Here is a 23794-nt window from a genome sequence, read left to right as displayed (position 1 = left end):
TTAAGCGGCGGCCGTCTTCTTGTGTCCTTCGACGTCCGGCAGGAGCACCGTCACGATCCCCAGCAGCGGCAGGAATGCGCACACGTGATAAACGAAGTCGATGCTCGTGGAGTCGGCCAACTGGCCGAGCACGGCGGCGCCCACGCCCCCCATCCCGAACGCGAAGCCGAAGAACAGCCCCGACACGGTGCCGACCTTGCCCGGCATCAGCTCCTGCGCGTAGACCAGAATCGCCGAGAACGCCGAGGCGAGAATCAGGCCGATGAGCACCGTCAGAATGCCGGTCCAGAACAGATTGGCGTACGGCAGCATCAGCGTGAACGGCGCCGCGCCGAGGATCGAGCCCCAGATCACATACTTGCGGCCGATCTTGTCGCCCAGCGGACCGCCGATCATCGTGCCGGCCGCCACGGCGAACAGGAAGACGAACAGATGCACCTGCGCGCTCTGCACCGACACGTGGAACTTGCTGATCAGATAGAACGTGAAGTAGCTGCTGATGCTCGCGAGGTAGAAGTACTTCGAGAAGATCAGCACCAGCAGAATGCCGATGGCAAACAGCACCTTGCCCTGCGACAGATGCACGGTGCCGCCCCGGCGCGCCGCCGGCTTGCCCTTGCTCGCTGCGCGTTGCACCGCGTACCAGCGGCTCACGTGATACAGCACGAAGATCGCGACGAGCGCCGCCACCGAGAACCACGCCACGCTGCCACGGCCGTTCGGCACGATGATCAGCGCTGCCAGTAACGGGCCGAGCGACGAGCCGACGTTACCGCCGACCTGGAAGAACGACTGCGCCATGCCGTGACGTCCGCCCGAGGCCATGCGCGCCACACGCGACGACTCCGGATGGAACACCGACGAGCCCATGCCCACGAGCGCGGCCGCCACGAGCAGCATGCCGAAGTTCGGCGCCACCGCCAGCAGCAACAGCCCCACGAGCGTGAAGCCCATGCCGACCGGCAGCGAGTAAGGCTTGGGGTGCTTGTCCGTGTACAGACCGACGAGCGGTTGCAGCAGCGACGCCGTGATCTGGTACGTCAACGTAATCAACCCCACCTGTCCGAAGCTCAGATGGAAGCCGGACTTGAGCAGCGGGTAGATGGCAAGGATCAACGACTGGATCATGTCGTTGAGCAAGTGGGAGAAGCTGATGGCAGACAGCACGCGAAACGCGGTGCCCTGCACGGCCGACGCGCTGGCGCCGGGGAGGGACGTGGCAGGTTGACTCGACATGGGATGGATGAATTGACGTCAAAGGCTTGGGAAAACGTGTGCTCTCCGGTCTACGCTGGTCTGCGCCGCTCAATGCCGGGCGCGTCGACCAATCTATGCAGGAAAGTTGGGATTGATCCCAATTTCTGCCGGAAAGTTAATGAGTGAAGTGTAGAGCATGCGTAAATCGCCGTTACGCCAAGTTTTGTCGCGATTACGCCATCCGAGTGCCACGCGAAATGCGGCATCAACGCCACGTTGCAGGGCGGCGGATGGCCGCCGGAAGGCCATCTCACGCATGCCTGGCGCGCGCCGTTCACGCACGTCTGCCGGGCGTTGTGCGGGTTTATCGGGGGTCGGACACCGTCAGGGATTCGTGTAGAGTCAAATGACGAGTTGTGCCGTGCAACACGCCGTGCATCGCAATGCACCGCAGTACACGTAGGGCCCCACTCCTCCCTTGGTTGGCAGCAAACATGATTCAACACTCCAGAGTCGTGCAGTGGCTGGTGACCGGACTTGTCGTGGCGGTCACGCTGGCTGTCGTCCTGTTTCTGGGCTGGCTGCGCATCTATCACATGTCGCAGTCGATCCTTCAGGAGGAAGCGGAGCGTCAGCGCGACGCCCTCGAACGCATCGTCTCCCAAGCCGAAAACACGTTGCGCGGCGCCACGCCCTGGGTAGGGCGCTCGTGCAGCGAGGTCAGCACGTCGCTTCAGGCCGCCGGCACCCTCAGTCCCTATTTCCGCTCCATCTGGCTCGTCTCGCGCGGGCAGCTCTATTGCTCGTCTGTCATTCGTACCGACGCCGCCCTGAATATGCCCCTGCCGGCGGATCTCGTGCCGATGCTCACCGGTACGCGAACGCTGCTCGTGGGCGGTTCGCCCTACGTGCGCGACACACCTGCGCTGGCGCTCTATGTGCCGACGTCCGCCACCGACGGCGTGCTCGGCTTTGTCGACGGCATCTATCTCACCGAGACGCTGCACAGCGTCAAGAACAGCGATCTGGCCTGGACGGCCATGACCGTGGGCAACGTCGCGCTCACCTCGGAAGGCCCGCACCTGGAATCGGCGGGGATTGCGACGCGCGGGGCGCAGGTCTCGCTGGTGTCCGAACACTTTACGACGTCGCTGGCGGGCAGCCCGTCGCTGATGCAATCGCTGGCAACGCAGCAAGTGCCCATCTTCCTGGCATTCGGCGGCATCGTGGCGTTCTTGCTGGGGATCCTGACGTTCCGCCATCTCGGTCCGGCGCAGTTCATGAAGCGGCAGATCGCGCACGGCATCAAGCGCAACGAATTCAAGGTGTATTACCAGCCGGTCATGGAGCTGGCCTCCGGGCGTTGCGCAGGCGCCGAAGCACTCATGCGCTGGCATCACCCCGTGGCCGGACTGGTGCGCCCGGACGCCTTCATCCCCATTGCCGAAGACAACGGCCTGATCGTCGAGCTCACACGTTCGCTATTGCGCCAGATTCGCAACGACGTCGCGAAGGGGGCGCTGCCGCAAGGCTTTCACATCGGCATCAATCTCGCCGAGCGGCACCTGCGCGACACCACCATCCTTCACGATATCGAGCGCTATTACGGCTCGCTGAACAACACGTATCCGATGGTCGCCGAAATCACCGAGCGGTATGTGATTCGCGACACGGCCGCCGCGCGCAACGTGATGGCCGAGCTTCAGCGGCGCGGCATCGAAACCGCACTGGACGACTTCGGCGCCGAGAACAATTCCATCGGGTATCTGAAGCGTTACGACTTCAACTATCTGAAGATCGACAAGGAATTCCTGCCCGTGACGGAAGACGACGTGGTCACGCGCAACATCTGCGACTCCATCATCCATCTGGCCGAGCGGCTGGACATGACGATCGTGGCGGAAGGGGTCGAGAACGAGATGCAAGCGAGTTACCTGCGTACCCGTAACGTCACTTATGCACAGGGGTATCTGTTCGCCCGTCCGATTGCGTTCGATGAACTGGTGCAATACGCGATCGCTCACGCAGGCACGGGACTCAGGGCGGTGAAGCACGGTTCGGCGACAAAGGCGACGTCGCCCGTCACGCCGCTTACGCCACGTAAGGCAGGCTAGAGAAATGCAGGGAATGCAGACACGACGAAAGCGCCAGACCCGTGAAAACACCGGCCCGGCGCTTTGTCCGGCGATACCACAGTCGGATCAGAAGACTAACTGCGGCATGTTGCTGCGTGGCGCGGGCGCAGCAGCCGCCCGTGTGCTGTCTCGCATTTCGGCGCGCAGCAGCCACAATCGCTGCGCGACGAAACTTCTGAAGCGCATTTCACCCGCGGAGAAAGAGATTTGCATCTGATGTCGCTTGCCGTTCGGCAGCGTGCGAACCAGACGATAGTATCGAGCCCCGTCAACCGTTTCCTTGATATTCCTGACGCGCATCATTTCACCCCGTTTCTGTTGTGTCAGGTGAGTGGGCACTTCGGTAAACGTCGCATTCCCGGTCATCCCGCGTCAGGCCTGAATACTTCGGCGCCTGAAGCAATACGAACCGGCATTGGGGGGGCATGCGGCAAATTCAATGTAGAGGAGAAACGTCCCCCATTCGTCCCCCAAACGGACGTTCGAAGCGCGCTTCGTTGGTGCGCCGCAACAGTTCCCCGGCCAGCCGTCGTTCCGACTGGTTCGCCCACCCTCTACAATGCGGCCACCTGCTGTGTTTGATCGAAAAAATCATTATGGTTTCCGAACCGTCTTCAACACCGGATAATTTTTTGCGCAACGAGACGAGCGACGCCCTGCAAGTCAGCGGATCGCTGTGGCTGCATCGCGGTGCATCGTCGCTTGGCGGACAAGCCCGGATCGCGTTGCTCGAACACATTGCCTCGCATGGGTCGATCACCGCTGCCGCAAAGGCCGCCGGTATGAGTTACAAGGCCGCATGGGATGCCGTGGACGCCATGAACCAGCTCGCGGGCGAGCCGCTGGTCGCGCGCAGCACCGGCGGACGCGGCGGTGGCGGCACGCGCCTCACCGCGCGCGGCGCGAAGCTGGTGGCCGCGTTTCGGGCCGTGGAAGCCGCCCAGCAGCAGTTTCTCGCGCGGGTAGCCAACGATCTGGAGCATTTCGACGAGCAGTGGCCGGTCATCGCACGGCTCGGGCTTCAGACCAGTGCGCGCAACCAATTGCACGGAACGATCACCGGGATCCGGCGCTGCGGTGTGAACGACGAAGTCACGCTGACACTGCCCGGCGGCGAAGCGATTACCGCATCGCTCACGCACCACAGCGCCCAATCGCTCGGGCTGGCGACGGGCGGACAGGCGTTCGCCCTCATCAAGGCGCCCTGGATCGAGGTCGCACGCGGGGCCGACCTCGCCGGGCTGCCGACGGCCAATCGTCTGTCCGGGACGGTAGACGCCATTGCCGACGACGCGGGGCAGGCCGAAGTGATACTCGCGCTGCCCGGCGGCACCCGGCTCGCCGCCGTCATGCCGCAGGAGACGCTCACCGCGCGGGGCCTGACGGTCGGTGTCGGCGCAACCGCCGCGTTCGCCGCCGTCAGCGTCATCATCGGCGTGATGGCCTGAAACCCATCGGAAGATCGCCCGACGCCGTGTCGCGTCAGGCTCACAACGTCATGGCGTTCAATTTCGAGCGTCACATCGAAGGGTTGCCGTTTCGCGACGGCGCGGGCGGTGTCACGTTGTACCCGCCTGCCGGCAATCTGCTCGTGAGCGACGGTGAAACCATGCGCAAGCTCGCGCTTCAGGGCGTTGGCGTGGCGCGCCATTCGCGTTATCACGTCGACGCCGATCTGCGCGACGGCCGCCTCGTCACCGTGCTCGAAGACTACGACCCCGGCGATCTCGAGCCGGTACACGCGGTCTATGTCGGACAGGGCGGTCACTTGCCCGCGCGCGTTCGCGCGTTTCTCGATTTCCTCGTGGACAACGTGCACCTGTCCTGTTGAGACATCGCCGCCGTTGGTCGACACCAACCAGCGGCGGGACACTCAGGCGGGCTTACGCTCGCGATGCGACCAGACGAAGAGCGGCCAGGCCAGCGCGGCGCAGATCAGACCACCCGCCCAGACGAGCCCCCAGCCGCCAATCGAGAGCAGCACCGGAATCGATAGCGGCGTGAGGAACATCGTCATGAAGACGCCCGTGTTGCCGATGCCCAGCGCCGTCCCGGCACGGGATGCGCCGGCCAGCGTCGCCAGCTCCGTGAAGGCCACGCCATGCCACGCCGACGCCACCACGCCGCCCGCAATCAGCAGCGCGATCATCAACGGCGTGCCGTGGGCCAGCCAGTCCGGACGCATCGAAAGCAGCGCCACGAGCAACCCCAGCATCGCGAACACGACGCCCACGGCCACCGTACACGCACGCAGATAGGCGGGACGATTGCGACGCTTATCGGTGAAGCGTCCGCTCCATACGCGAGTGATCGCGGCGCCCGTCTGCACCGCCCCGAGCGTGAGCGAGATGGTCAGCACGTTCACGTGGGCAAAGTCATGGAGAAACACCGTCCCGAACGTCACCACGGCGACCTGCGGCATGCACAGCACGGCCATGCCCAGCGCAGTGCTCAGCAGACGGGCGTCGCGCAGGGGCGAGTAGTTGGCGGCGCGATATGTGCCTGACGCGCCCGCTGCGGTGCCGACGGCTCGCGCCGTCTCATGCGGCTCCTCCGGCGGTTCGAGCAACCACAGCCATGCCATTCCCGCCGCCGCAACGCAGGCCACGGCAAGCCCGACGAACACCGCGCCGAAGCCAAAGTGCAACGCGGTGCCCGGCAGGATCAGCGCGCCGATGCCGCTCCCCATGGGCACGGCGCACTGCCGCACGCTCATCGCCAGTCCGCGCTCACTGTCGTGGAACCAGCGCATGACGGCGCGCCCGCTCGACCCGTTCACGCTGCCGCCGAGCACCCCGATGGCCAGCATGCCGACCGCGAGCGTCGGCATCGACGGGATGAAATGCGCCGTCGGCACCCCCCACAGGCCGAGTCCCAGCAGCGCCGCCGCCGTCACCAGCAATCCGACGAGCAATACCCGCCGGTCGCCCCAGCGGTCGGTCAGCATGCCCCACGGCAGTTCTGAGACGGCGATCCCGAGGCCGATCATGCCCAGCACGAGGCCGAGATCACCGGTCGCCAGCGCGTAATCGCTTCGCATCTGCACGGCGGTGGCGGGAATGCCACCCATGGCGGCCGCGAAACTGCCATTGGCCGCGACGCCCACGCCGAGCACCTTCCAGCGATGGTTACGTCCGAGGCCCTGGCTGACGTGCGGAGGGTGAGGGGTAGCTTCCGGGGCCGCAGCCGCGGGACGGTGGTTCGCCGCTGCGTTGGCCGACGCGGCGGGCGCAGTACATAGACGTTCGTTCATGTGTGACACGATGCGCGGCGGTGAAGTCGCGACTCAGGAGGAGGAAGTCAGCGGCATCCCCCCTCACACCTATGCATGGGATCGGGACGCCATGCTCCGCATCGTACGGAGGTACAATTCATCGGAAAAGCGGGAAAATTCGATGACTTATATCGTGTTTTCCGGATTAACTCAGAAGGGCACGGATCGCCACGCTTCGTCCCTCGGCCGGCGCACGATCCGTTGAGGATGACACCGCCCGCGGGGTCGTCCCCGATGTCATGTCCGGCACCGCTTGTCCCGGCGTCCCGCCTGAGCGTCGATGCCCTATTTCCAGAGAGCCGCCATGAATGCCCGCGCCTTCGATCTGACACAGTTACGCACGTTTATCGCCATTCACGATGCCGGCAGCATTTCAGCGGCGGCAGAGCAGGTCTACCTGTCCCAGTCGACCGTGAGCGAGCAACTCAAGAAGCTTGAGGAACGGGCCGGGCAACCGTTGCTGGTGCGTTCGCGCAAGGGCATGCGTCCGACCCCTGCGGGCACGCGGCTGGTCGGCTATGCGCGTCAGATCGCGGCGCTGTCCGAAGCGGCGTTCGAAGACCTTCAGGGTGTGTTGCTCGACGGCGAATTGCGCATCGCCATCACCGACTACTACCGTCCGCACGACGTTGGCCGCGTGCTCAAGCGCTTCACGAATCTCTACCCACGTTTGCGGCTCCACGTCAGCGCGATGCAAAGCTCGCAGATCGAGCGCACCGCGCTGACCGGGGAGCATTTCGACGTGGGGCTGGCGTTGCGTCTGCTCAATGAGGATGTGAGTCAGGGTGACGACGTCACGGGCGACGCGGCAACGCCGGGCACATCGGCCACGCTGGTGCGGCGCGAGCGTCTCGTGTGGGCCATGTCGTCGACACTGGCCCAGCCGGTCGACGCGCCGCTTCCGCTGGTGACGCTGCCGCGCCCCTGTGCGCTGCAAACGCTCGTCGTCAACGTGCTGGAGCGGCACAAGGTAGCATATCGCGTTTCGCACTCGGCGGCGGGCGTGGCCGGCATGCAGTTGGCGCTCGGCGCGGGTCTGGGCATCTCATGCCTGAACGAATCGGCACTCACGCCGGACCTGATCGTGTGCCCGCCGTCGCTCGGCCTGCCGCCGTTGCCGCGCGCGGAATTCCACCTGCTGCCGGGGCGCGCCGACGAAACCGACCTGATCCGACATGCGCGCAACGCGCTGCTGCGGCTCTTCGCGTGATACCTTTGCCGCTGATCTCATCCCCCATTTCATCCCCCTTTTTAAGTCCGCTAATTGCGGGTGCCGTCATGCCGGAAGCCACACCTAATCAACCGATTCGTCTGAATTTCAACACCCGCCGCGCGCTGCTGTTCGCGCTGACGGCCGAGCGCTTGTCAGCGTTCTACGAGCATGGGCAATGGATGACTGACAAGCAGGGGGCCACGCTGGCGCAGATGTGGCTGTCGCGCTCGAAGCTGCAACTGCCGCTCGACGAGCGGCGTCTGCTTTCGTCGCTGAGCGACGACTTCGCGCGCGAACTGGCCGGTACGCTTTCGCGGGAAGCCGGCCTGTACACCGCACATGAAATGACGGAATCGCTCGACGCGGACTATGCCTACGCGTCGGTCGTGGCGCAGGATCTGCTGGAGGATTGCACGCGACGCCTCGTCGAGGCGGGCATCACCGAGTAAAACGACACGGATGGATGCGCCGCGCGGACGCATCACAACGCGGCGGCGCGCGCGTCTTGGAAATCGACGCGCATTGCCTGCGGTTGCTACGTCTGGAAGGATCAGGCGGCGGTGCCGCGCTCTTGCACGAGCACCCACGGCGCCACGACGACGGCCCACAATTCCGGCGTACGCGCGGCGAAATCGGCGGCTTGTTCGGCTTGCATGCGCTGCACCATGCCGGACGTCAGCCATTGCGTGACGGTTGTCTTGTCGTCATTGGCGACGGCTTCGGCGACCGAGACCAGATCGACGCCGGGCGAGACGAACAGCAGGACACCGCGCGCGAAGAACGATTCCAGATCCTTCCAGTCGATCTTGGCGGTTTCGCCGAGCAGGCGCAGGTAGACCTCGCTGGCCTGTGCGGTTTGATCGGTGTTGGCGGGCGTGGCGGAATCGGTGGGTTTGGAAGAATCCATGACGGCGGGCTTCGGGACGAAACAAAAACCCGCATTGTAATGCGCCCCCGGCGAGCGCGACGGTGGTAGCATCGGAACCCCGCGTGTGGGCCGATGTCGCAGTGACATGGCACGGCCGCCGCGAGGTGGCTAACGTTTTACCGAGGAACCGCATGTCCAAACAAAAAACCGACCCCAAGCTGGAACAGGCCCTGACGCGCGGCGATCTCGCCATGCGCCAGATCAACTCCGCCCGAGCGACAGCGCTGCTGCGTGCACTTGGCGAGATGATCGTGGCGGCGTCGGCGACGATCGGCGTCGAGGCGGTGGTAGACGTGCCGAACGGCGACAAGGTCTACGATCCGGAAGACGGCGTGTGGCCGCAGGCGCTCGTGCTGTCGTTCGACGGCCCCATCGAAGACGCAGACGAAGAAGAGTTGCGCACCGTGCAACTGATCGCAGACAAACATCCCGAGACGTTCCAGGTCGTGTGGCATCGTGCCGACGGCAAGATGGGCCGCCACGAAGCGCGTCCGCTCGCGATGGTCGCCTTCCTGACCGACGTCGAAGTGCCCTGGCTCGACGACGACGCCTGATCGCACGACACCGGTGACGTCCCCTTAACGCAGGGCGGCATGATAGCCGCACCTCGCGTCACGGACGCGTGCCCGGACAAACCAAAACCGCCGCCCGAGGTTCACCCCCGGGCGGCGGTTTTCGTTTGTTGCCGGACAGCGGTCAGGAGTCCGATGGCGATGCATGCCGCACCGACTGCGCCCGCGTAGGTAAGCTCATCCCCAAAGAGAAGAAAGCCGAACACGGTGGCGAACAGCGGATCGCTTGTCTCGATAATCTGCACTTTGCTGGCTTGCCCGCACTCGACTGCACGCGTCGTGAAGTAAAAGCCGCCGATCGTCGGCAGCAGAACAAGCGCACCGAGTGTCGCCCACTGCATGCCGTCCGGCATCGTGAAGCCCTCCTGAATCAGCGGCAGAAGCAGGAACACGCTTCCAAACCCAAATAGCCACACCAATTGCGGCAGGCCCGCACCGGTACGAAACCATTTCGAAAAGAAGATGAACAGGGCGTAGCCGCAGCCACCGACCAGTGCCAGTCCGATGCCGGACGCCGTACCATTAACATCGCTCTCGGAAAAACTCATGACGCCAACACCGGCAACGATCGCTGCGAACGCAACGATCTTTCGACGGGTGAGTCGCTCGCCGAGATAACGTCCGGCAAGTACGACGGTTGCGCCGCCAGCGGCATAGGTCAGGAAAGAGACGAGCGGAATCGACGCCTGGGAAAACGCCTTCGTCTCGAAGAAATAAAGACAAAAGATCCCGAGAAACGCGAGGCATGCAAGCTGCGGCCAACGCGACGCGAGCCTGACGGTGCGGGTGCGATGTTCAGGTCGGCAAGCGCAATACGCCGACACCAGCACGAACGCGCCGAAGCACTTCCAGAATGCCACCGACGCCGTCGTCGCCCCCTGTTCGAACGCCGTTCGCGTGAGTACGCCGATCGTCCCGTTGAGAACGGCGGCCGTCAACGCGAAAACCTCGCATCCGAAGCCCTTTGCATCCGAGGCGAACCACTTTGTAGACGAATGTTTGAGTCCTGCCATCATCAGGCTCTCCTCGCTTCGCCGACAAAACTTACAAAGGTCACCCGGCCGGGTCGGTCAGAGGAAAAAATACCGCCCCATTGGTCATCCCACTCGGCAAACGCCCCGTCCATTCGAAGAATCTCAGTCGCAGTAGCCAAGTTCCAATGAGGAATGCCTGGCAGCAAATGGTGAGTGAGGTGAAGCGAATCGCCATGCATGCCGATAAACAGGCATTCCAGCCACCCGGCATATCGATTTCGTGCGCTGAAACGCCATTTGCTACCAGCGTCCATGAACGGGTAGTGCTCTGACAATTCGCTAAGCCACCCAATTACCGGAAACACTACTAGTAACGGGAGCCACCAAAACAAGACGAGGATCCCGAGACTGTCAAACAGGAAACAAAGGGTTATGAGCGCGGCATGAAAGCTCAGAAGGCACCATGATTCGACCTTGAGGTCGCCCCTTCGAGGCGAAATCGACAGGCGGTTAAGAATTAAGGATCTGGCATAGCGCAGAGTCCAATGACCGCAAAGTGAGCCTAAAACGAATTTTCGGAAGAAGTCACGGCCTTGAGGTATCTCATACACGCCCGCATTCTTCATTTCTCTGAGATCGGGGTCGCGACGGGGGTCTCCCAGACACGGATGATGCTCACGCACATGAGACTGATGGTATGCCGACAGGGATTGTAGGATCGGCCATCCGCAGAGCACCCTGCTCAGACTGCTGTTTAACGACTTCGTTTTGAATAATGTTCGATGCGCCGCGTCGTGAAATAGACTGGCCAATGCACGCTGTCTGGCGCCAATAATCAGTAGTGACAATGGGTACAGCAGCGGGTGCACGCAAAGCGTTAGCGCACAAGCCATGCCTATCCACAAGTAATCGACAACAATCGAAAATAAACCACGCAGATTGCTTCTCTTATACAGCGGCCGGAGGGCGCTCTTTTGCTCGCCGGTAAGCCTAAGGTTTGTGTACTTCTGAGCCAAAATTCCCCCTTTGTATGTACCGATCACGACCGAGTCATACTCGCCCGCTTCATCGACAGTCATTGCGCTCCGGGGGGAGAGCGCATCAGAACATGAGTGGGAATTTTGCCAGCAGGACACTACCTCGCTAACGAAAGTTGGCGCAAAAACTCAGATTTTCAGAATTTACGGATGCTCCAGCACCCCGGAGCCATCCGTCACACACAACGCCACACCAAGACAACTTAAATCGATGCCAACGCGAACGTGCTACCTGTCGCGATCTTGTCGACGGCGCCGCCTTGCTTGAAGTGCAGGGCGTCGAACTCGCCGAGTACCGTGGCGCTATCGCCATGCACGTGTAACGCCACGCCCTCGGGAATCGCGACGACACCTTCGTCCGGATTGATCGCCAGATACTCCGCCAGACGCTCCTCGCGCGACTCGCCGTTGTGACCCGCCGGCTTGCCGCTGATGAAGTGCGGGTTCACCTGAAACGGCACCACGCCCAAGGCCTTGAGCGTCGGCGGCTCGACGATCGGCATGTCGTTGGTCGTGCGGATGGTCGGGCACACGACGTTCGCCCCGGCACTCCAGCCCACATACGGCATGCCCGCGTTCAAACGCTCACGTAGCAATCCCACTATGCCCGCGTTGTACATGCGATCGAGCAGCACGAACGTATTGCCGCCGCCAATCACCACGGCTTCCGCCTGCTCGACGGCCGCACGCGCGTCCTGGTAGCGATGGATGGACTCCAGCTCGTAGCCGAATCGCTCGAAGGACGGCTTCACACGCGACTCATACTCGTCGAAGCTAAAGGTGATGCCGCCCGCATAGGGCACGAACAGCACGCGCCTCGCGCGGCCCTTGAGCACCGCATTCACCTGATCCTCGGCATGTTCCAGATAGGCCGATTGACCCTTGCGGGAACTGCTCATCATCAAGATCTGTTTCACGACGCTTGCCTCCTTGGGCGGATGGTCTTGGGGGGAGTGCGCACTCGGCGAAAACATCGAGTGTACCCGGAGCAGAAACGGACAAAATGCCCCCGCCTACGCCGCTCCCCACATCCTCATTCGATCGCCCCCATTTCTCATAAAGTGAAACGTCATACCGAATGCTGCAACTGCACACGAAAAATTGACGACCGGGCGCAAAGCCTCGCCGCGTCGATGTCATACGCAAACCCTTATGCCACCTATAAGCTGCGGTGGTGCCGGGACTCGAAATACCGGGTTTCCGAGTGACCGGAGAAGGATTACACTCAGACTCTTATATAAGACTGCCCCTTAACGTCTGTCCTCCTGACGATCGGTCCGTCGCGAAATACGGCGGACACCCGGCAAGAAGGCGGACGGAGTCGCGTCAACCTGGTTTTCAAACTCGAGTACAGCATCATGACTTCCACTTCCCAGCGTGGCGGCCTGACGGTCGCAGACAATCTGATCGCGTTCATCGAAAAGGAAGCCCTGCCGGGCACCGGCGTCGATGTCGACGCGTTCTGGAAAGGCTTCGACGCCATCGTCCACGATCTCGCCCCGAAGAACCGCGCCCTGCTCGCCGAGCGTGACCGTCTGCAAGGCGAACTCGACAACTGGCACCGCGCCAACCCGGGCCCGATTGCCGATGCTGCCGCCTACCGCGCCTTCCTCGAAAAGATCGGCTACCTCCTGCCCGCACCGGCCAGCGTGAAGGCCACCACGGCAGACGTCGATTACGAAATCGCCGAACAGGCCGGCCCGCAGCTGGTCGTGCCCCTGTCGAACGCCCGCTATGCCCTGAACGCCGCCAACGCGCGCTGGGGCAGCCTGTACGACGCCCTCTACGGCACCGACGCGATCCCCGAGACCGGCGGCGCAGAGAAGGGCACCGGCTACAACCCGAAGCGCGGCGAACTCGTGATCGCGTTCGCGCGTGGGTTCCTTGATCAGGCCGCACCGCTGGCAGAAGGCTCGCATAAGGACGCCACCGGCTACAGCGTCGAGAACGGCAAGCTCGTCGTCACGACGTCCAGCGGCAAGACGGGTCTCGCCACGCCGGCGCTGTTCGTCGGCTTCCAGGGCGACGCCGCTGCACCCACGGCCGTGCTGCTCAAGCACAACGGCCTGCATTTCGAAATTCAGTTCGACGCCAGCCATCCGATCGGCAAGACCGACGCCGCCCATATCAAGGATGTGCTCGTCGAAGCCGCCGTCACGACCATCATCGACTGCGAAGACTCGGTCGCGGCCGTCGACGCCGACGACAAGGTCGAGCTGTACCGCAACTGGCTGGGCCTGATGCAAGGCACGCTGACGGAAGAAGTCGCCAAGGGCGGCAAGACCTTCACGCGCCGCCTGAACGCCGATCGCGAATACACCGGCGCCGACGGCAAGCCCGTGAAGCTGCATGGCCGCTCGCTGCTGTTCATTCGCAACGTCGGTCACCTGATGACCAACCCGGCGATCACCGACCGCGAAGGCCGCGAGATTCCGGAAGGCATTCTCGATGGCGTGGTCACGGTGCTCGCCTCGCTGCACGACCGCAAGCATCGTCTGAATTCGCGCACGGGCTCGATCTACATCGTCAAGCCGAAGATGCACGGCCCGGCCGAAGTGGCCTTCGCCGACGAACTGTTCGGCCGTATCGAAGACCTGTACGCCCTGCCGCGCAACACGCTCAAGATGGGCATCATGGACGAGGAACGCCGCACCAGCGTCAACCTCTCGGCCTGTATCGCAGCGGCCGCCGCGCGCGTGGCGTTCATCAACACGGGCTTCCTCGACCGCACGGGCGACGAAATGCACACCGCGATGGAAGCCGGTCCGATGATGCGCAAGGGCGACATGAAGTCCTCCGCCTGGATCACGGCTTACGAGAAGAGCAACGTGCTCGTGGGTCTCGCCGCGGGCCTGCGTGGCCGCGCGCAGATCGGCAAGGGCATGTGGGCCATGCCGGACCTGATGCACGCGATGCTGGAACAAAAGATCGCGCATCCGAAGGCTGGCGCGAACACCGCATGGGTGCCGTCGCCGACCGCCGCCACGCTGCACGCGCTGCACTATCACGTTGTCGACGTGCAGGCCGTTCAGCAGGAACTCGAAAAGATCGATTACGCGAAGGAGCGCGATGCGCTGCTCGCCGGTCTGCTGACGGTGCCGGTCGTGGCGAAGGCCGAATGGAGCGCCGACGATATCCGCAAGGAAATCGAAAACAACGCGCAGGGCATTCTGGGTTACGTCGTGCGCTGGATCGATCAGGGCGTGGGCTGCTCGAAGGTGCCGGACATCAACGACATCGGCCTGATGGAAGACCGCGCCACGCTGCGTATTTCGAGCCAGCATCTGGCGAACTGGCTGCGCCACGGCGTGATCACGCGCGAACAGGTCGAAGAGACGATGAAGCGCATGGCCGCCGTGGTCGACAAGCAGAACGCCGGTGACAAGCATTACGTGCCGATGGCGCCGAACTTCGAGACCTCGCTGGCATTCAAGGCCGCCAGCGCACTGGTGTTCGAAGGGCTGACGCAACCGAATGGCTACACCGAACCGCTGCTGCATAAGTACCGTCTGGAACTGAAGGCGAAGCAACGCGGTTGATGGACGAAGCCGATCCCGCCATGCAGCACGGCAGGATCGGCGCATGGAACACGGCGCCCGGCGGCTCTCCACCGCCGGGCGTTTTTTATCGGCCGTCAATCACCTCGAACCCCTGCTGCCGCATGGTATCGACCGTGCGCTCGTAGAATCTGCGTTCGTCGGCGTCCGCCGGCGGGTGATCTTTGAAGATTTTGACCTCATACCCGGCATTCTTGACGTCGCCCGCCAGAAGGGAGACCCCCGAGTCCGCACCGAAACACAACAGGCTGCCTCCGCAGCCACCGGGGCGATTGGCGATCTCCAGCGCGTAGAGAAAGAGGTTTTTGCCCGACTGCGGCATGACCAGCTTGCGCGCGTATTTGTCGCGGCTCCATTCGCCGTCCCTCGTATCGACCACAAAGGTGTGATGACACGGTGAGTTGAACTCATCGTCTTCCGCAACGATACATCCCGTGCTCATCCCGAGATCTCTGGCGATGTCGTAGACCACGCCGATATTCTCGGTGGTCCCCCGGCTGACAACGACGATCTGCTGCCCATGCTGGCTATCGCGCTGCGCTTCCAACTCCCGTCGCATCGACTGCTTCAATCCTTGAGTATCTGCGTACGAGTTCCAGTGAAAGCCCTGAACGACAATGAGATGCGTACCGCAGAGCATGCGAATGAATTCGCGTTCGTAATCAGCGTCGGTTTTCCGACCCGCTGGCGCCGGTGCCGACAACGTCAAAGGCGGCGATACCGTTTGTTGACCGATGGGATCCATAAGGCGACTCCTTTCAAGAGTTACGAAGGTCATCCAGAAGGCAGCCCGACACGACAGGTGTCAGTTGACGAGACCGCCCGGTGCGCGAAGGCGTTGGACAAGAGCGATCACGGTCATCGCGCGGGCCCAGTGTGAGCGCGTACGCATTGCAAGGCCTTTCAATAATGGCTCCGCGCCGTGCCCGTATTCGCCCAACGCCTGGGGACGAAAGCGATCGGCGATCGATGGTCGGCGAGCCGAACGCGTCTCGTCGGGACTTATCACCGCTCGCCTGACGGGGTAACCTGTCAGGCGTCTTCGTTTTTGTGAGGAGCCGGCTGCGCATGGATGCCATCGATCCCGCCATCGCCCTGCAACGCGCCGAACGGCGCGCACTCTCGTTGCTTCTCGTCGCGCTGGCGATCTTCATCGCCACGCTCTTCATGCCGGTGCACTTCCTCACCGGATGGATTCGCGCGGCGGCCGAAGCGGCCATGGTCGGCGGGCTCGCGGACTGGTTCGCCGTCGAAGCGCTGTTCCGGCGCATTCCGATCCCCGGCCTCTCGCGGCACACGAACATCCTCATTCGCAAGAAAGACGCCCTAGGTGATGGCCTCGCCCGCTTCGTGCGCGAGAAGTTTCTCGATACGCCGTCGGTGGTGCGTCTCATCGAACAGCAGAATCCGGCGGACGCCCTCACGCGCTGGCTCGGGTCGTACGAGAACACGCGTCAGTTGAGCGCCGTGCTCGTGAAGGTCACGAGCGGTGTGCTCGACGTGATGGACGAGCGCAACGTGCAGGCCTTCATTCGCCGCGCACTCGACACAATGATCGACCGGCTCGATCTGTCGCAGTCCGCCGCAGCGATTCTTGACACGCTCACGCGCGATGGACGCCATCAGGCCCTGCTCGACGAGACGCTCGACTATCTCGTCGAGTTGCTCAACGAGCCACAGACGCGCGAGTTCATCTCGGCGCGCATCGTCGAATGGCTCAAGGCCGATCATCCGAAGAAGGAAAAGGTGTTGCCCTCGGAATGGATCGGCAACAAGGGCTCCGACATGATCTCGGCGGCAGTCACGCGCCTGCTCGCGCAGATGGAGGCGGACGAGTCGCACCAGTTGCGTCAGGCCTTCGATCGCGCGGTGGCGGGGCTGATCGAGCGACTGAAGCACGATGCCGAATTTCAGGCGAAGCTCGACGGCTTCAAGACGCAGTTGAAAGGCGACACCGCGCTGAACGCCTACGTGGGCGGCCTGTGGAACGAATGGCGCAGTTGGGTGAAGCGGGATCTGGCACGCGACGACTCGGTGATCGGCGCGAAGATCACGGGCGCGGCGGCGTGGATCGGGCAGGAACTCGCACGCAGCGAGTCGTTACGAAAGGCGCTCGATGCGCAACTCCGGGATGCGGCCGAGCGCATGGCCCCGGGTTTCGCCGACTTCGTGACGGAACACATCCGCGCAACGGTGCATGGCTGGAACGCGGAACATCTGTCACGGCAGATTCGACTCAGCGTGGGACAGGACCTGCAATACATCCGCATCAACGGCACGCTCGTGGGCGGGTTGATCGGCGCCGTGCTTTATTTGGTGGCGCAGGCGCCGGTGTTGCTTGCGCGCGCCGGTTAGCAATAGCGGCGCCCGCTGTCTTCTGCACGCCATGGCCACACAGGCGCCGTACAGCCACGTTCCCTTAACTCATCTTTCGCCATTTGTTCCTGGCGCCGTCCCCAAGAAAATCGCCGATCTTTCCCAACCAGCGAGCGTCGTTCTGAGGAAAGTGGGACGTGATGTCAGGCGCCGTGTCGTAGAAGCATTTCGGATCTGTCGAGGTGTGCTCGCCCTGATATCCGTTGACATGCGCATGCGCCATCGTCTGGATATGCGTGTACTGCAAGAATTGCTCCACCAACGCGTCTCGTTTGTCCGGCGCCATGAATTTCGTCTCGACGAACACGGAATGATCGCCATGCCACGCCTCGGCAACGGAAGTCATGGCATCTCCACCCCCCGTATGACAGCAGCGCCCCCGAACTGGGGTGCAATGCCTGCATCGTGCCAAATACGTCGCGCTTACCTTCCGGCGTTTGCGTCGGCGCGCCAGCCTCCGCGCTCGCTATGACAATCTCCTGATCCCAGCATGGTGTTTGCGGCCGAGGATCGGCACTCTCATAGACCGCTAGCGTTCCGATGCCCAGCTCCCTTGCGACCCTGAGCGCCTCGCGGCCGATGCCGTCGCCGGTCGGATTCGCCGCGATCGTGAAAGTCCCGCGCTGGTCCCGGAGTCTTAAAAAATCGTCACGCATGGTATGGATCAGATTCCATCGAGTGTATCCATGGGCCTGCGGCCATTCACCCACGACCGCCACGGAAGGTCCGAACAAAAGAACGTCCAGCAACCGATCATTCAATTCGCTATCCGTTCGGACGATATCCGCCGACGAAGGAGCGGCCTCGGACCTCACGCTCGCGGTGTAGCTGACTTGACCAATTTCCATTGAAGTTCTCCTGACGGGATGGGGAGGAGGGAAGCGATATTCCAGCGCTTTCAACATGAGAAATCGACATGCCGCCCCCGCTAGATAGGCGACGCGTTTCATCGTGCGTGACGGTACAAACATAGGAAATGATTCGGCTGGCGCTTTGCAGAATTCGCTCATGCAACGCTCGCTGGCAAAGGTGAGTGCCAAGCGGGGCAAGACGGTGCTCCCCGTGTTCGCTCATGTCACACCGGCCGGCTCAGCCCACTGTCGGCCACACGCAACGCTCAAGACATCACCCTGCATTGGGGCATCCCCCCAGTCTCCATGCGGCCTGCGCGCTTATATCGATTCAATTTATCGATATATAAAAAATCAAAATTATATTTATACAAGCCCCTTCCCTATAGTTCGGTCCGAACCGCGCCAACTCTCGCAAGCGCGCGGACAGACCTTAGAGAAAGCCACACCTCATGAAGACCACGATTCTGGCCCGTCTGGGCCTTGCCGGCTTTGCCGCAGCAATGGGACTCGGCGCGAGCGCCGCACACGCACAGAGCAACGTCACGATTTACGGCCTGATCTCGGGCGGCGTGGGTTACGTGAGTAATCAGGGCGGCAGCAAGACGTGGCAGGCACTCTCGGGCACCAATCAGAATCCGCGTTGGGGTTTCCGTGGTTCGGAAGACCTCGGTAACGGCAACAAGGCCATCTTCACGCTCGAAGCCGGCTTCAACATCATGAACGGCACGGGCGCCCAGAACGGCCGCGCCTTCGGTCGCCAGTCGTTCGTCGGCCTGACGAACAAGTCGTGGGGTACCTTCACGCTGGGCCGTCAGTACGACACCATTCACGATTACGTCGGCCCGATCATCATTTCGAGCAACGGCGTGAACATCGGCGACAACGACAACGGATACAACGACATCCGTATGCAGAACTCGGTGAAGTGGGTCAGCCCGACCGTCGGCGGCTTCCACGGCACGGCGCAGTACGGCTTCTCGAACTCCGCCACCGGTTTCCGCAACAACAACGCCTACAGCTTCGGCCTCGGCTACAAGTACGGCAACTTCGACTGGAACGCCGCCTACGCGCAGTACAACAACCCGTTCAGCGGCACCAACAACGACGGCGCCATCGCCAACGATTACGCCAGCCCGCTGCTGATCTTCTCGAAGAGCGCCACGCGTGCCAATGTGTTCGCGAGCCAACAGCGCATCTTCGCCACGGGCGGCTTCTACCGCTGGGGCCCGGCGCTCATCGGCGCCATGTTCTCGGACGTGAACTACACGTACCTCGACAACTCGCACCTGCATCTCCAGAACTACAACCTGACGCTGAACTACAACATCACGCCGGCGCTCGTGCTGGGGGCCGCGTACGGCTTCACCGCAGGCAAGTACGACGTGATCAACACGCGTCCGCAATGGCATCAGGTCAACCTGCAAGCCGACTACTGGCTGTCCAAGCGCACGGACGTCGCCCTCACGCTGAACGCCCAGCAAGCCGCCGGTGACGCAAAATATGCGCAACTGTTCGGCTACGCCGCATCGAGCACCAAGCGCCAGATGGCCGTGACGCTCGGCATGCGTCACACGTTCTGATCGCGGTAGACGACAACCAACGATAGCCAACGATACGCAACGACACGTCGCGGGTAAGCCCTGCGACGTCTCCACCCGCAAGACGATCAGTTCGACCCCATGACGACAATGAACGAACGGAACCCCACGCCCGACCTCGCCGCTACGCTCGATCACGACGACGCTCGCCATCGCAGCCGTCGCAGCTTCCTGCGCACGTCGCTCGCGGCATCCTTCGCCACACTCGGTGCGACCGGCGCCGGCACGGCGCTGGCGAAGATGACGTCGACCGAAGGCGCGTCGCCGCTCAGCGCAGAAGGCTCGCCGCGCCGTACCGTCATCATCGACTGCGACCCGGGTCAGGACGACGCCATCGCCATCCTCTTCGCCCTCGGCGCACGCGAGCAGATCGACCTCAAGGCACTCACCGTCGTCGGCGGCAACGTGCCGCTCGCCCTCACCGAGCGCAACGCCCGTATCGTGCGCGACTGGGCCGACAAGACCCGTGCGCTGCCGGTCTACGCCGGCTGCCCGAAGCCCCTCATGCGCGATCTGGTCACGGCCGCGAACGTGATGGGACGCTCGGGACTGGACGGCGTGGAACTGCACGAGCCGCGCGGCCCGCTGGAAAAGCCGCACGCCGTGACGTATCTCATCGACACGCTGCGCGCCGCCGCGCCGGGCAGCATTACGCTCGTGGGCATCGGTCCGCTCACCAACATCGCCACCGCGTTGACGGCTGCCCCCGAGGGCGCCAAGGCCATTCGCGAGATCGTGGTGATGGGCGGCGCCTGGTTCGAGCGTGGCAACTACACACCGGCCGCCGAGTTCAACATCTTCGTGGACCCTGAAGCCGCGAGCATCGTGCTCGGCGCAGGCGTGCCCGTGACCGTGGTGCCGCGCGACGTCAGCCTGAAGGCACTCATCACGCCGGAGCGCATCGTGCCGTTCCGCGCGCTGAAGAACCGCTGCGGCCCCATCGTCGCCGACATTCTCGCGGCGGAAGTGGCGTATCAGAAGCGTCGCCGTGGTGTGGAAGAAGCGCCGATGTACGACCCGTGCACCATCGGGTATCTGCTCGATCCGACGATGTACGGCGGCCGCCGTGTGAACGTGGCCGTGGAGACGACGGGCCAGCTCACGCTGGGCGAGACGGTGGTGGACTGGAACGGCCGCACGAAGCGCGCAGCGAACGCGATGTGGCTCACCGACATCGACGCCGACCGCTTCTACGACATGCTGCTGGAACGCATCGCACGTCTGCCGTAATCACGCGCAGCGACACGCGGGGCAGCGTATCAAGGACGGACAACGCGGTGGTCGGCAACGGCCACCGCGTTTTGCATGACGGGCAGGAGCGTTAGCGCTGCGGGCGACCGCGAACGGCAGCGAACGATGGACCTCGCCGGGAAAGACATCACGTCGCGAGATGCGTCGCGATCCAGTCCCGGCAAGCGCTCACCTGCGGGCCGCGCTCCTTGCCGACGAGCGACATCAGCGCCACGGTGCGGGTCACGCGCGGGGCAATGACGTCGAGCGCGACGAGCGCCGGATCGTGCAAATGCAGCGTGTAGAGCCGGGGCAGGATTGCGAGCGCGAGGCCGCTGCGCACCAGTGCGTAAAGCGGCTCGGTGTACTCCATGCGGTACTTCGGTTCGAGCCGCAGATTTTGCGAGCCGCCCGTGCGTTGCAGCGAATCGCTGACGTTGCCGCGCACGAACACGGCGAGATCCCGCTCCGTCAGTTGGGCCCAGTTGACGGCCCCTGCCGAGGCGAGCGGATCGTCATGCCGGGCGACGAGCACGATTTCGTCGTCGAACAGATCATCGCAGCGAAAGCCTTCGGTATTGGCGGCATGGCCGGCTTCGTCGGCCTCGTCGCGAATCCCGACGCCGAGGTCGATTTCGCCTCGGGCGAGCGCCGCGACCAGTTCGCTGTTGGGCAAGTCGGAGAGTGCGAACCGCACGTTCGGATGCGCCTCGCGCAGGCTGCCGAGCACCGGCAGCAACCGGGCGGCGACGGACGGAATGAAGCCGATGCGCACCGTCTGCGCTTGCAGCGTAAAGGTGCTCGTCATGTCGTCGAACGTACCGCGTGCCGCGTTGAGCAGACGTTCCGCGAGCGGCAGGATGGTCGTGCCGGCATCGGTCAGCGTCAAACGATGTGCGGAGCGCTCGAACAGGCGTCCGCCGAGCAGGAACTCGATCTGGCGAATGGCGGCGGTGAGCGCCGGTTGTGTGACCGAGAGCGCCTGCGCCGCCTGCGTGAAGCTGCGCGAGTGGGCGAGCGCCACGAAGTACTGGACCTGACGCAGCGTCAGCGCGGGCAGGGGAGCGATCGGCGGCGGCACTGCCTGCGCCGAAGCGGCGGCCGAAGCGACGGGCGCCTCCGCAGCCTTGGCGGCAGACGTCGCACCGGCCTTGGCCGCAGCGTTCTCGGTACGACGGGACGAAGTCGCCATGGCGCGCTCCTGAAGTTGCGTCTCGGGTTGTATCGTCGTCTGCCGTTTCGGCGCACGCAGGGCACGCAACGTGACGGCAGCACAACAGTCTCGCGACGTTGCAGGACACCGGATCGCCCGGGAATCCATGCACGCCGCAAAGAATAGATTCGAATTATCGAATCATAAGTAATTTCATTTTTTATTTATAGTCGGGCGCACGTAAAGTGCCACGCAAAGACCTTCTATCCTTGGCTTATGCAGACCTCTTCTCCTGAGCGCAACACGGCACACACGGCCCCCGCAACGCAGGCAGCGCCTTCGGGAGGCTGGCTGGAACGCCGCTTCGCCATCGGCCGTCGCGGCTCCAGCGTGCGCACGGAAGTGCTCGCCGGCATCACGACGTTCCTCGCCGCCGCCTACCTGATGGTCGTCATCCCGTCGCTGCTCGCCACGGGCGGCATGGACCGTGGCGCGGCCACCACGGCTGTCATGCTGGTGTTCGTGCTGTTCTCCCTGCTCATGGGCTTCTACGCGAACCTGCCGTTCGTCGTCGGCCCCGGCATTGGCGGCTCGGTCATCGTGGGCGTCACACTCGCCGCGACCGAACACGTGGCCTGGCAGACGGGCATCGCCATCGCGTTCCTCTCGGGCGTGCTGTTCCTGCTGCTGACCGTGATCGGTGCGCGCAGTGTGGTAGCGCGTCTGATTCCGACGGCCATCAAGCTCGGCCTCGGCGCCTCCATCGGGCTGTTCATCGCGGTGCTCGGCGTGCGCAACGCCGGCATGGTCATCGCCAACGCCAAGACGAATGCCTTCGCGCTGGGCGACTTCAGCAAGCCGGGCACGATCGTCGCACTGATCGGTCTGGGCGCCGCGGTGCTGCTGCAAGGCCGCAAGGTGCCGGGCGCGATCCTCTGGTCGATCCTGATCGCCGCGCTCGCCGGCGTGCCGCTCGGTGTCACGAAGGTGCCCGAATCGTTCATCTCGCTGCCGCACAGCATCGCGCCAGTGGCGTTCCAGCTCGATCTCAAGAGCGCCCTGACGATCTCGGCGCTGCCGTATCTGTTCGCGTTCTTCGCAGCGGAATTCTTCTCCACGCTCGGCACGACGCTCGCCGTCGGCGGCAAGGCCGGTCTGCTCGACGAGCACGGCAACATGGAAAATATCAACCGTCCGTTCCTCGTCGACTCCATCGCAGCAACCGGCGGCGCGTTGCTGGGCATTCCCGCCCTGACCGCGCTGGTCGAGTCGGCAGCGGGCGTGGAAGCGGGTGGCCGCACCGGCCTGACGTCGGTGGCCGCCGCCGTGATGTTCGCGCTGGTGTGCTTCTTCGTGCCGGTGGCGCTTGCCATTCCGAAAGAAGCCACGGCCCCCGCGCTGATCCTGATCGGCCTGTCGATGTTCAGCACGATCCGTCATGTGCCGTTCGACGACTTCAGCGACGCCTTCCCGGTGCTCGCGATGGTCCTGCTCACGCTGCTCTCGAACAGCTTCGGCACCGGTATCGCGGGCGGTCTGCTGTGCTACGTGCTGGTCAAGGCGCTCATGGGCCGCTTCAAGGAACTACCGTGGGGCCTGTATGTGCTGGCGCTGCCGCTGGCGTATTACTTCTGGACGGTCGTGGGGCGTCACTGACCGACTGCCGGAATGAAGGGTATTGAGACGACGAAGCGCG

Annotated in this window: 21 protein-coding genes; 11 read left to right on the top strand and 10 right to left on the bottom strand. The window is 63.4% G+C overall.

Annotated elements, in window-relative coordinates; translation table 11 throughout:
• A complete protein-coding gene (locus PCA20602_RS07555) occupies positions 1–1236 on the bottom strand; it encodes an MFS transporter (protein WP_069340525.1) in 1236 nt (411 codons plus the stop codon).
• A gap of 455 nt (positions 1237–1691) precedes the next feature.
• Between PCA20602_RS07555 and PCA20602_RS07550 the strand changes: the two genes are divergently transcribed.
• Positions 1692–3311, top strand: coding sequence for an EAL domain-containing protein (locus PCA20602_RS07550; RefSeq protein ID WP_174980890.1), 1620 nt, complete (start codon positions 1692–1694; stop codon positions 3309–3311).
• Between the two features lie 87 nt (positions 3312–3398).
• On the opposite strand, the gene PCA20602_RS07545 is transcribed toward PCA20602_RS07550, so the two are convergent.
• Complete coding sequence (locus PCA20602_RS07545) at positions 3399–3698, bottom strand: hypothetical protein (RefSeq protein WP_069340523.1); 300 nt, start codon at positions 3696–3698, stop codon at positions 3399–3401.
• A 230-nt stretch (positions 3699–3928) separates the two neighbouring features.
• On the opposite strand from PCA20602_RS07545, the gene PCA20602_RS07540 reads away from it, so the two are divergent.
• Positions 3929–4780, top strand: coding sequence for a TOBE domain-containing protein (locus PCA20602_RS07540; protein WP_150720699.1), 852 nt, complete (start codon positions 3929–3931; stop codon positions 4778–4780).
• Between the two features lie 50 nt (positions 4781–4830).
• The gene (locus PCA20602_RS07535; RefSeq protein ID WP_246182077.1) at positions 4831–5163 is read left to right on the top strand and encodes a LysR substrate-binding domain-containing protein; all 333 of its coding nucleotides are present in this window, start codon (positions 4831–4833) and stop codon (positions 5161–5163) included.
• A 42-nt stretch (positions 5164–5205) separates the two neighbouring features.
• On the opposite strand, the gene PCA20602_RS07530 is transcribed toward PCA20602_RS07535, so the two are convergent.
• Positions 5206–6585 (bottom strand): MFS transporter, encoded by a 1380-nt coding sequence (locus PCA20602_RS07530; protein WP_150720698.1) that lies wholly within the window; start codon positions 6583–6585, stop codon positions 5206–5208.
• A 325-nt stretch (positions 6586–6910) separates the two neighbouring features.
• Here PCA20602_RS07530 and PCA20602_RS07525 point away from each other — a divergent pair, with 325 nt between their 5' ends.
• The gene (locus PCA20602_RS07525; protein WP_150720697.1) at positions 6911–7816 is read left to right on the top strand and encodes a LysR family transcriptional regulator; all 906 of its coding nucleotides are present in this window, start codon (positions 6911–6913) and stop codon (positions 7814–7816) included.
• Positions 7817–7884: 68 nt separating this feature from the next.
• A complete protein-coding gene (locus PCA20602_RS07520) occupies positions 7885–8268 on the top strand; it encodes a hypothetical protein (RefSeq protein ID WP_039394469.1) in 384 nt (127 codons plus the stop codon).
• Between the two features lie 101 nt (positions 8269–8369).
• On the opposite strand, the gene PCA20602_RS07515 is transcribed toward PCA20602_RS07520, so the two are convergent.
• Complete coding sequence (locus PCA20602_RS07515; protein WP_150720696.1) at positions 8370–8726, bottom strand: DUF2288 domain-containing protein; 357 nt, start codon at positions 8724–8726, stop codon at positions 8370–8372.
• A 152-nt stretch (positions 8727–8878) separates the two neighbouring features.
• Between PCA20602_RS07515 and PCA20602_RS07510 the strand changes: the two genes are divergently transcribed.
• Complete coding sequence (locus tag PCA20602_RS07510) at positions 8879–9301, top strand: hypothetical protein (RefSeq protein ID WP_150720695.1); 423 nt, start codon at positions 8879–8881, stop codon at positions 9299–9301.
• A 101-nt stretch (positions 9302–9402) separates the two neighbouring features.
• Here the strand turns inward: PCA20602_RS07510 and PCA20602_RS07505 are convergent, their stop codons facing one another.
• The 3 genes from PCA20602_RS07505 to pepE all read right to left on the bottom strand — a co-directional run bounded on the left by PCA20602_RS07505 (position 9403) and on the right by pepE (position 12247).
• A complete protein-coding gene (locus PCA20602_RS07505; protein WP_246182076.1) occupies positions 9403–10335 on the bottom strand; it encodes a DMT family transporter in 933 nt (310 codons plus the stop codon).
• Positions 10335–11372 (bottom strand): fatty acid desaturase family protein, encoded by a 1038-nt coding sequence (locus PCA20602_RS07500; protein WP_150720694.1) that lies wholly within the window; start codon positions 11370–11372, stop codon positions 10335–10337. Before PCA20602_RS07500 ends, PCA20602_RS07505 begins: the two co-directional genes overlap by 1 nt.
• 161 nt (positions 11373–11533) lie before the next feature.
• Positions 11534–12247, bottom strand: coding sequence for a dipeptidase PepE (gene pepE / locus PCA20602_RS07495; protein WP_246182075.1), 714 nt, complete (start codon positions 12245–12247; stop codon positions 11534–11536).
• Positions 12248–12688: 441 nt separating this feature from the next.
• On the opposite strand from pepE, the gene PCA20602_RS07490 reads away from it, so the two are divergent.
• A complete protein-coding gene (locus PCA20602_RS07490) occupies positions 12689–14869 on the top strand; it encodes a malate synthase G (RefSeq protein WP_150720692.1) in 2181 nt (726 codons plus the stop codon).
• A gap of 85 nt (positions 14870–14954) precedes the next feature.
• Here the strand turns inward: PCA20602_RS07490 and PCA20602_RS07485 are convergent, their stop codons facing one another.
• Positions 14955–15632 carry a hypothetical protein gene (locus PCA20602_RS07485; RefSeq protein ID WP_150720691.1) on the bottom strand — a complete coding sequence of 226 codons (678 nt, stop codon included), beginning with the start codon at positions 15630–15632 and terminating at the stop codon, positions 14955–14957.
• A 323-nt stretch (positions 15633–15955) separates the two neighbouring features.
• Here PCA20602_RS07485 and PCA20602_RS07480 point away from each other — a divergent pair, with 323 nt between their 5' ends.
• Complete coding sequence (locus PCA20602_RS07480) at positions 15956–17242, top strand: DUF445 domain-containing protein (protein ID WP_277990379.1); 1287 nt, start codon at positions 15956–15958, stop codon at positions 17240–17242.
• 64 nt (positions 17243–17306) lie between these two features.
• Here PCA20602_RS07480 and PCA20602_RS07475 read toward each other — a convergent pair whose 3' ends face one another.
• Complete coding sequence (locus PCA20602_RS07475) at positions 17307–17609, bottom strand: hypothetical protein (RefSeq protein WP_150720690.1); 303 nt, start codon at positions 17607–17609, stop codon at positions 17307–17309.
• A 957-nt stretch (positions 17610–18566) separates the two neighbouring features.
• On the opposite strand from PCA20602_RS07475, the gene PCA20602_RS07470 reads away from it, so the two are divergent.
• The gene (locus PCA20602_RS07470) at positions 18567–19697 is read left to right on the top strand and encodes a porin (RefSeq protein ID WP_150720689.1); all 1131 of its coding nucleotides are present in this window, start codon (positions 18567–18569) and stop codon (positions 19695–19697) included.
• 108 nt (positions 19698–19805) lie between these two features.
• Entirely contained in the window at positions 19806–20945 is a 1140-nt protein-coding gene (locus PCA20602_RS07465) for a nucleoside hydrolase (protein WP_425495652.1), read from the top strand.
• A gap of 148 nt (positions 20946–21093) precedes the next feature.
• Here the strand turns inward: PCA20602_RS07465 and PCA20602_RS07460 are convergent, their stop codons facing one another.
• On the bottom strand, positions 21094–22137 hold the full coding sequence (locus PCA20602_RS07460; protein ID WP_150720688.1) for a LysR family transcriptional regulator: 1044 nt from the start codon (positions 22135–22137) through the stop codon (positions 21094–21096).
• Between the two features lie 237 nt (positions 22138–22374).
• On the opposite strand from PCA20602_RS07460, the gene PCA20602_RS07455 reads away from it, so the two are divergent.
• Positions 22375–23754 carry an NCS2 family permease gene (locus tag PCA20602_RS07455; protein ID WP_150720687.1) on the top strand — a complete coding sequence of 460 codons (1380 nt, stop codon included), beginning with the start codon at positions 22375–22377 and terminating at the stop codon, positions 23752–23754.
• Positions 23755–23794: the final 40 nt, after the last annotated feature.

Origin of the sequence: Pandoraea capi (assembly GCF_902459735.1) — a bacterium.
GTDB classification, from domain to species: Bacteria; Pseudomonadota; Gammaproteobacteria; order Burkholderiales; family Burkholderiaceae; genus Pandoraea; species Pandoraea capi.
This window is presented reverse-complemented; position numbering and strand designations above follow the sequence as displayed.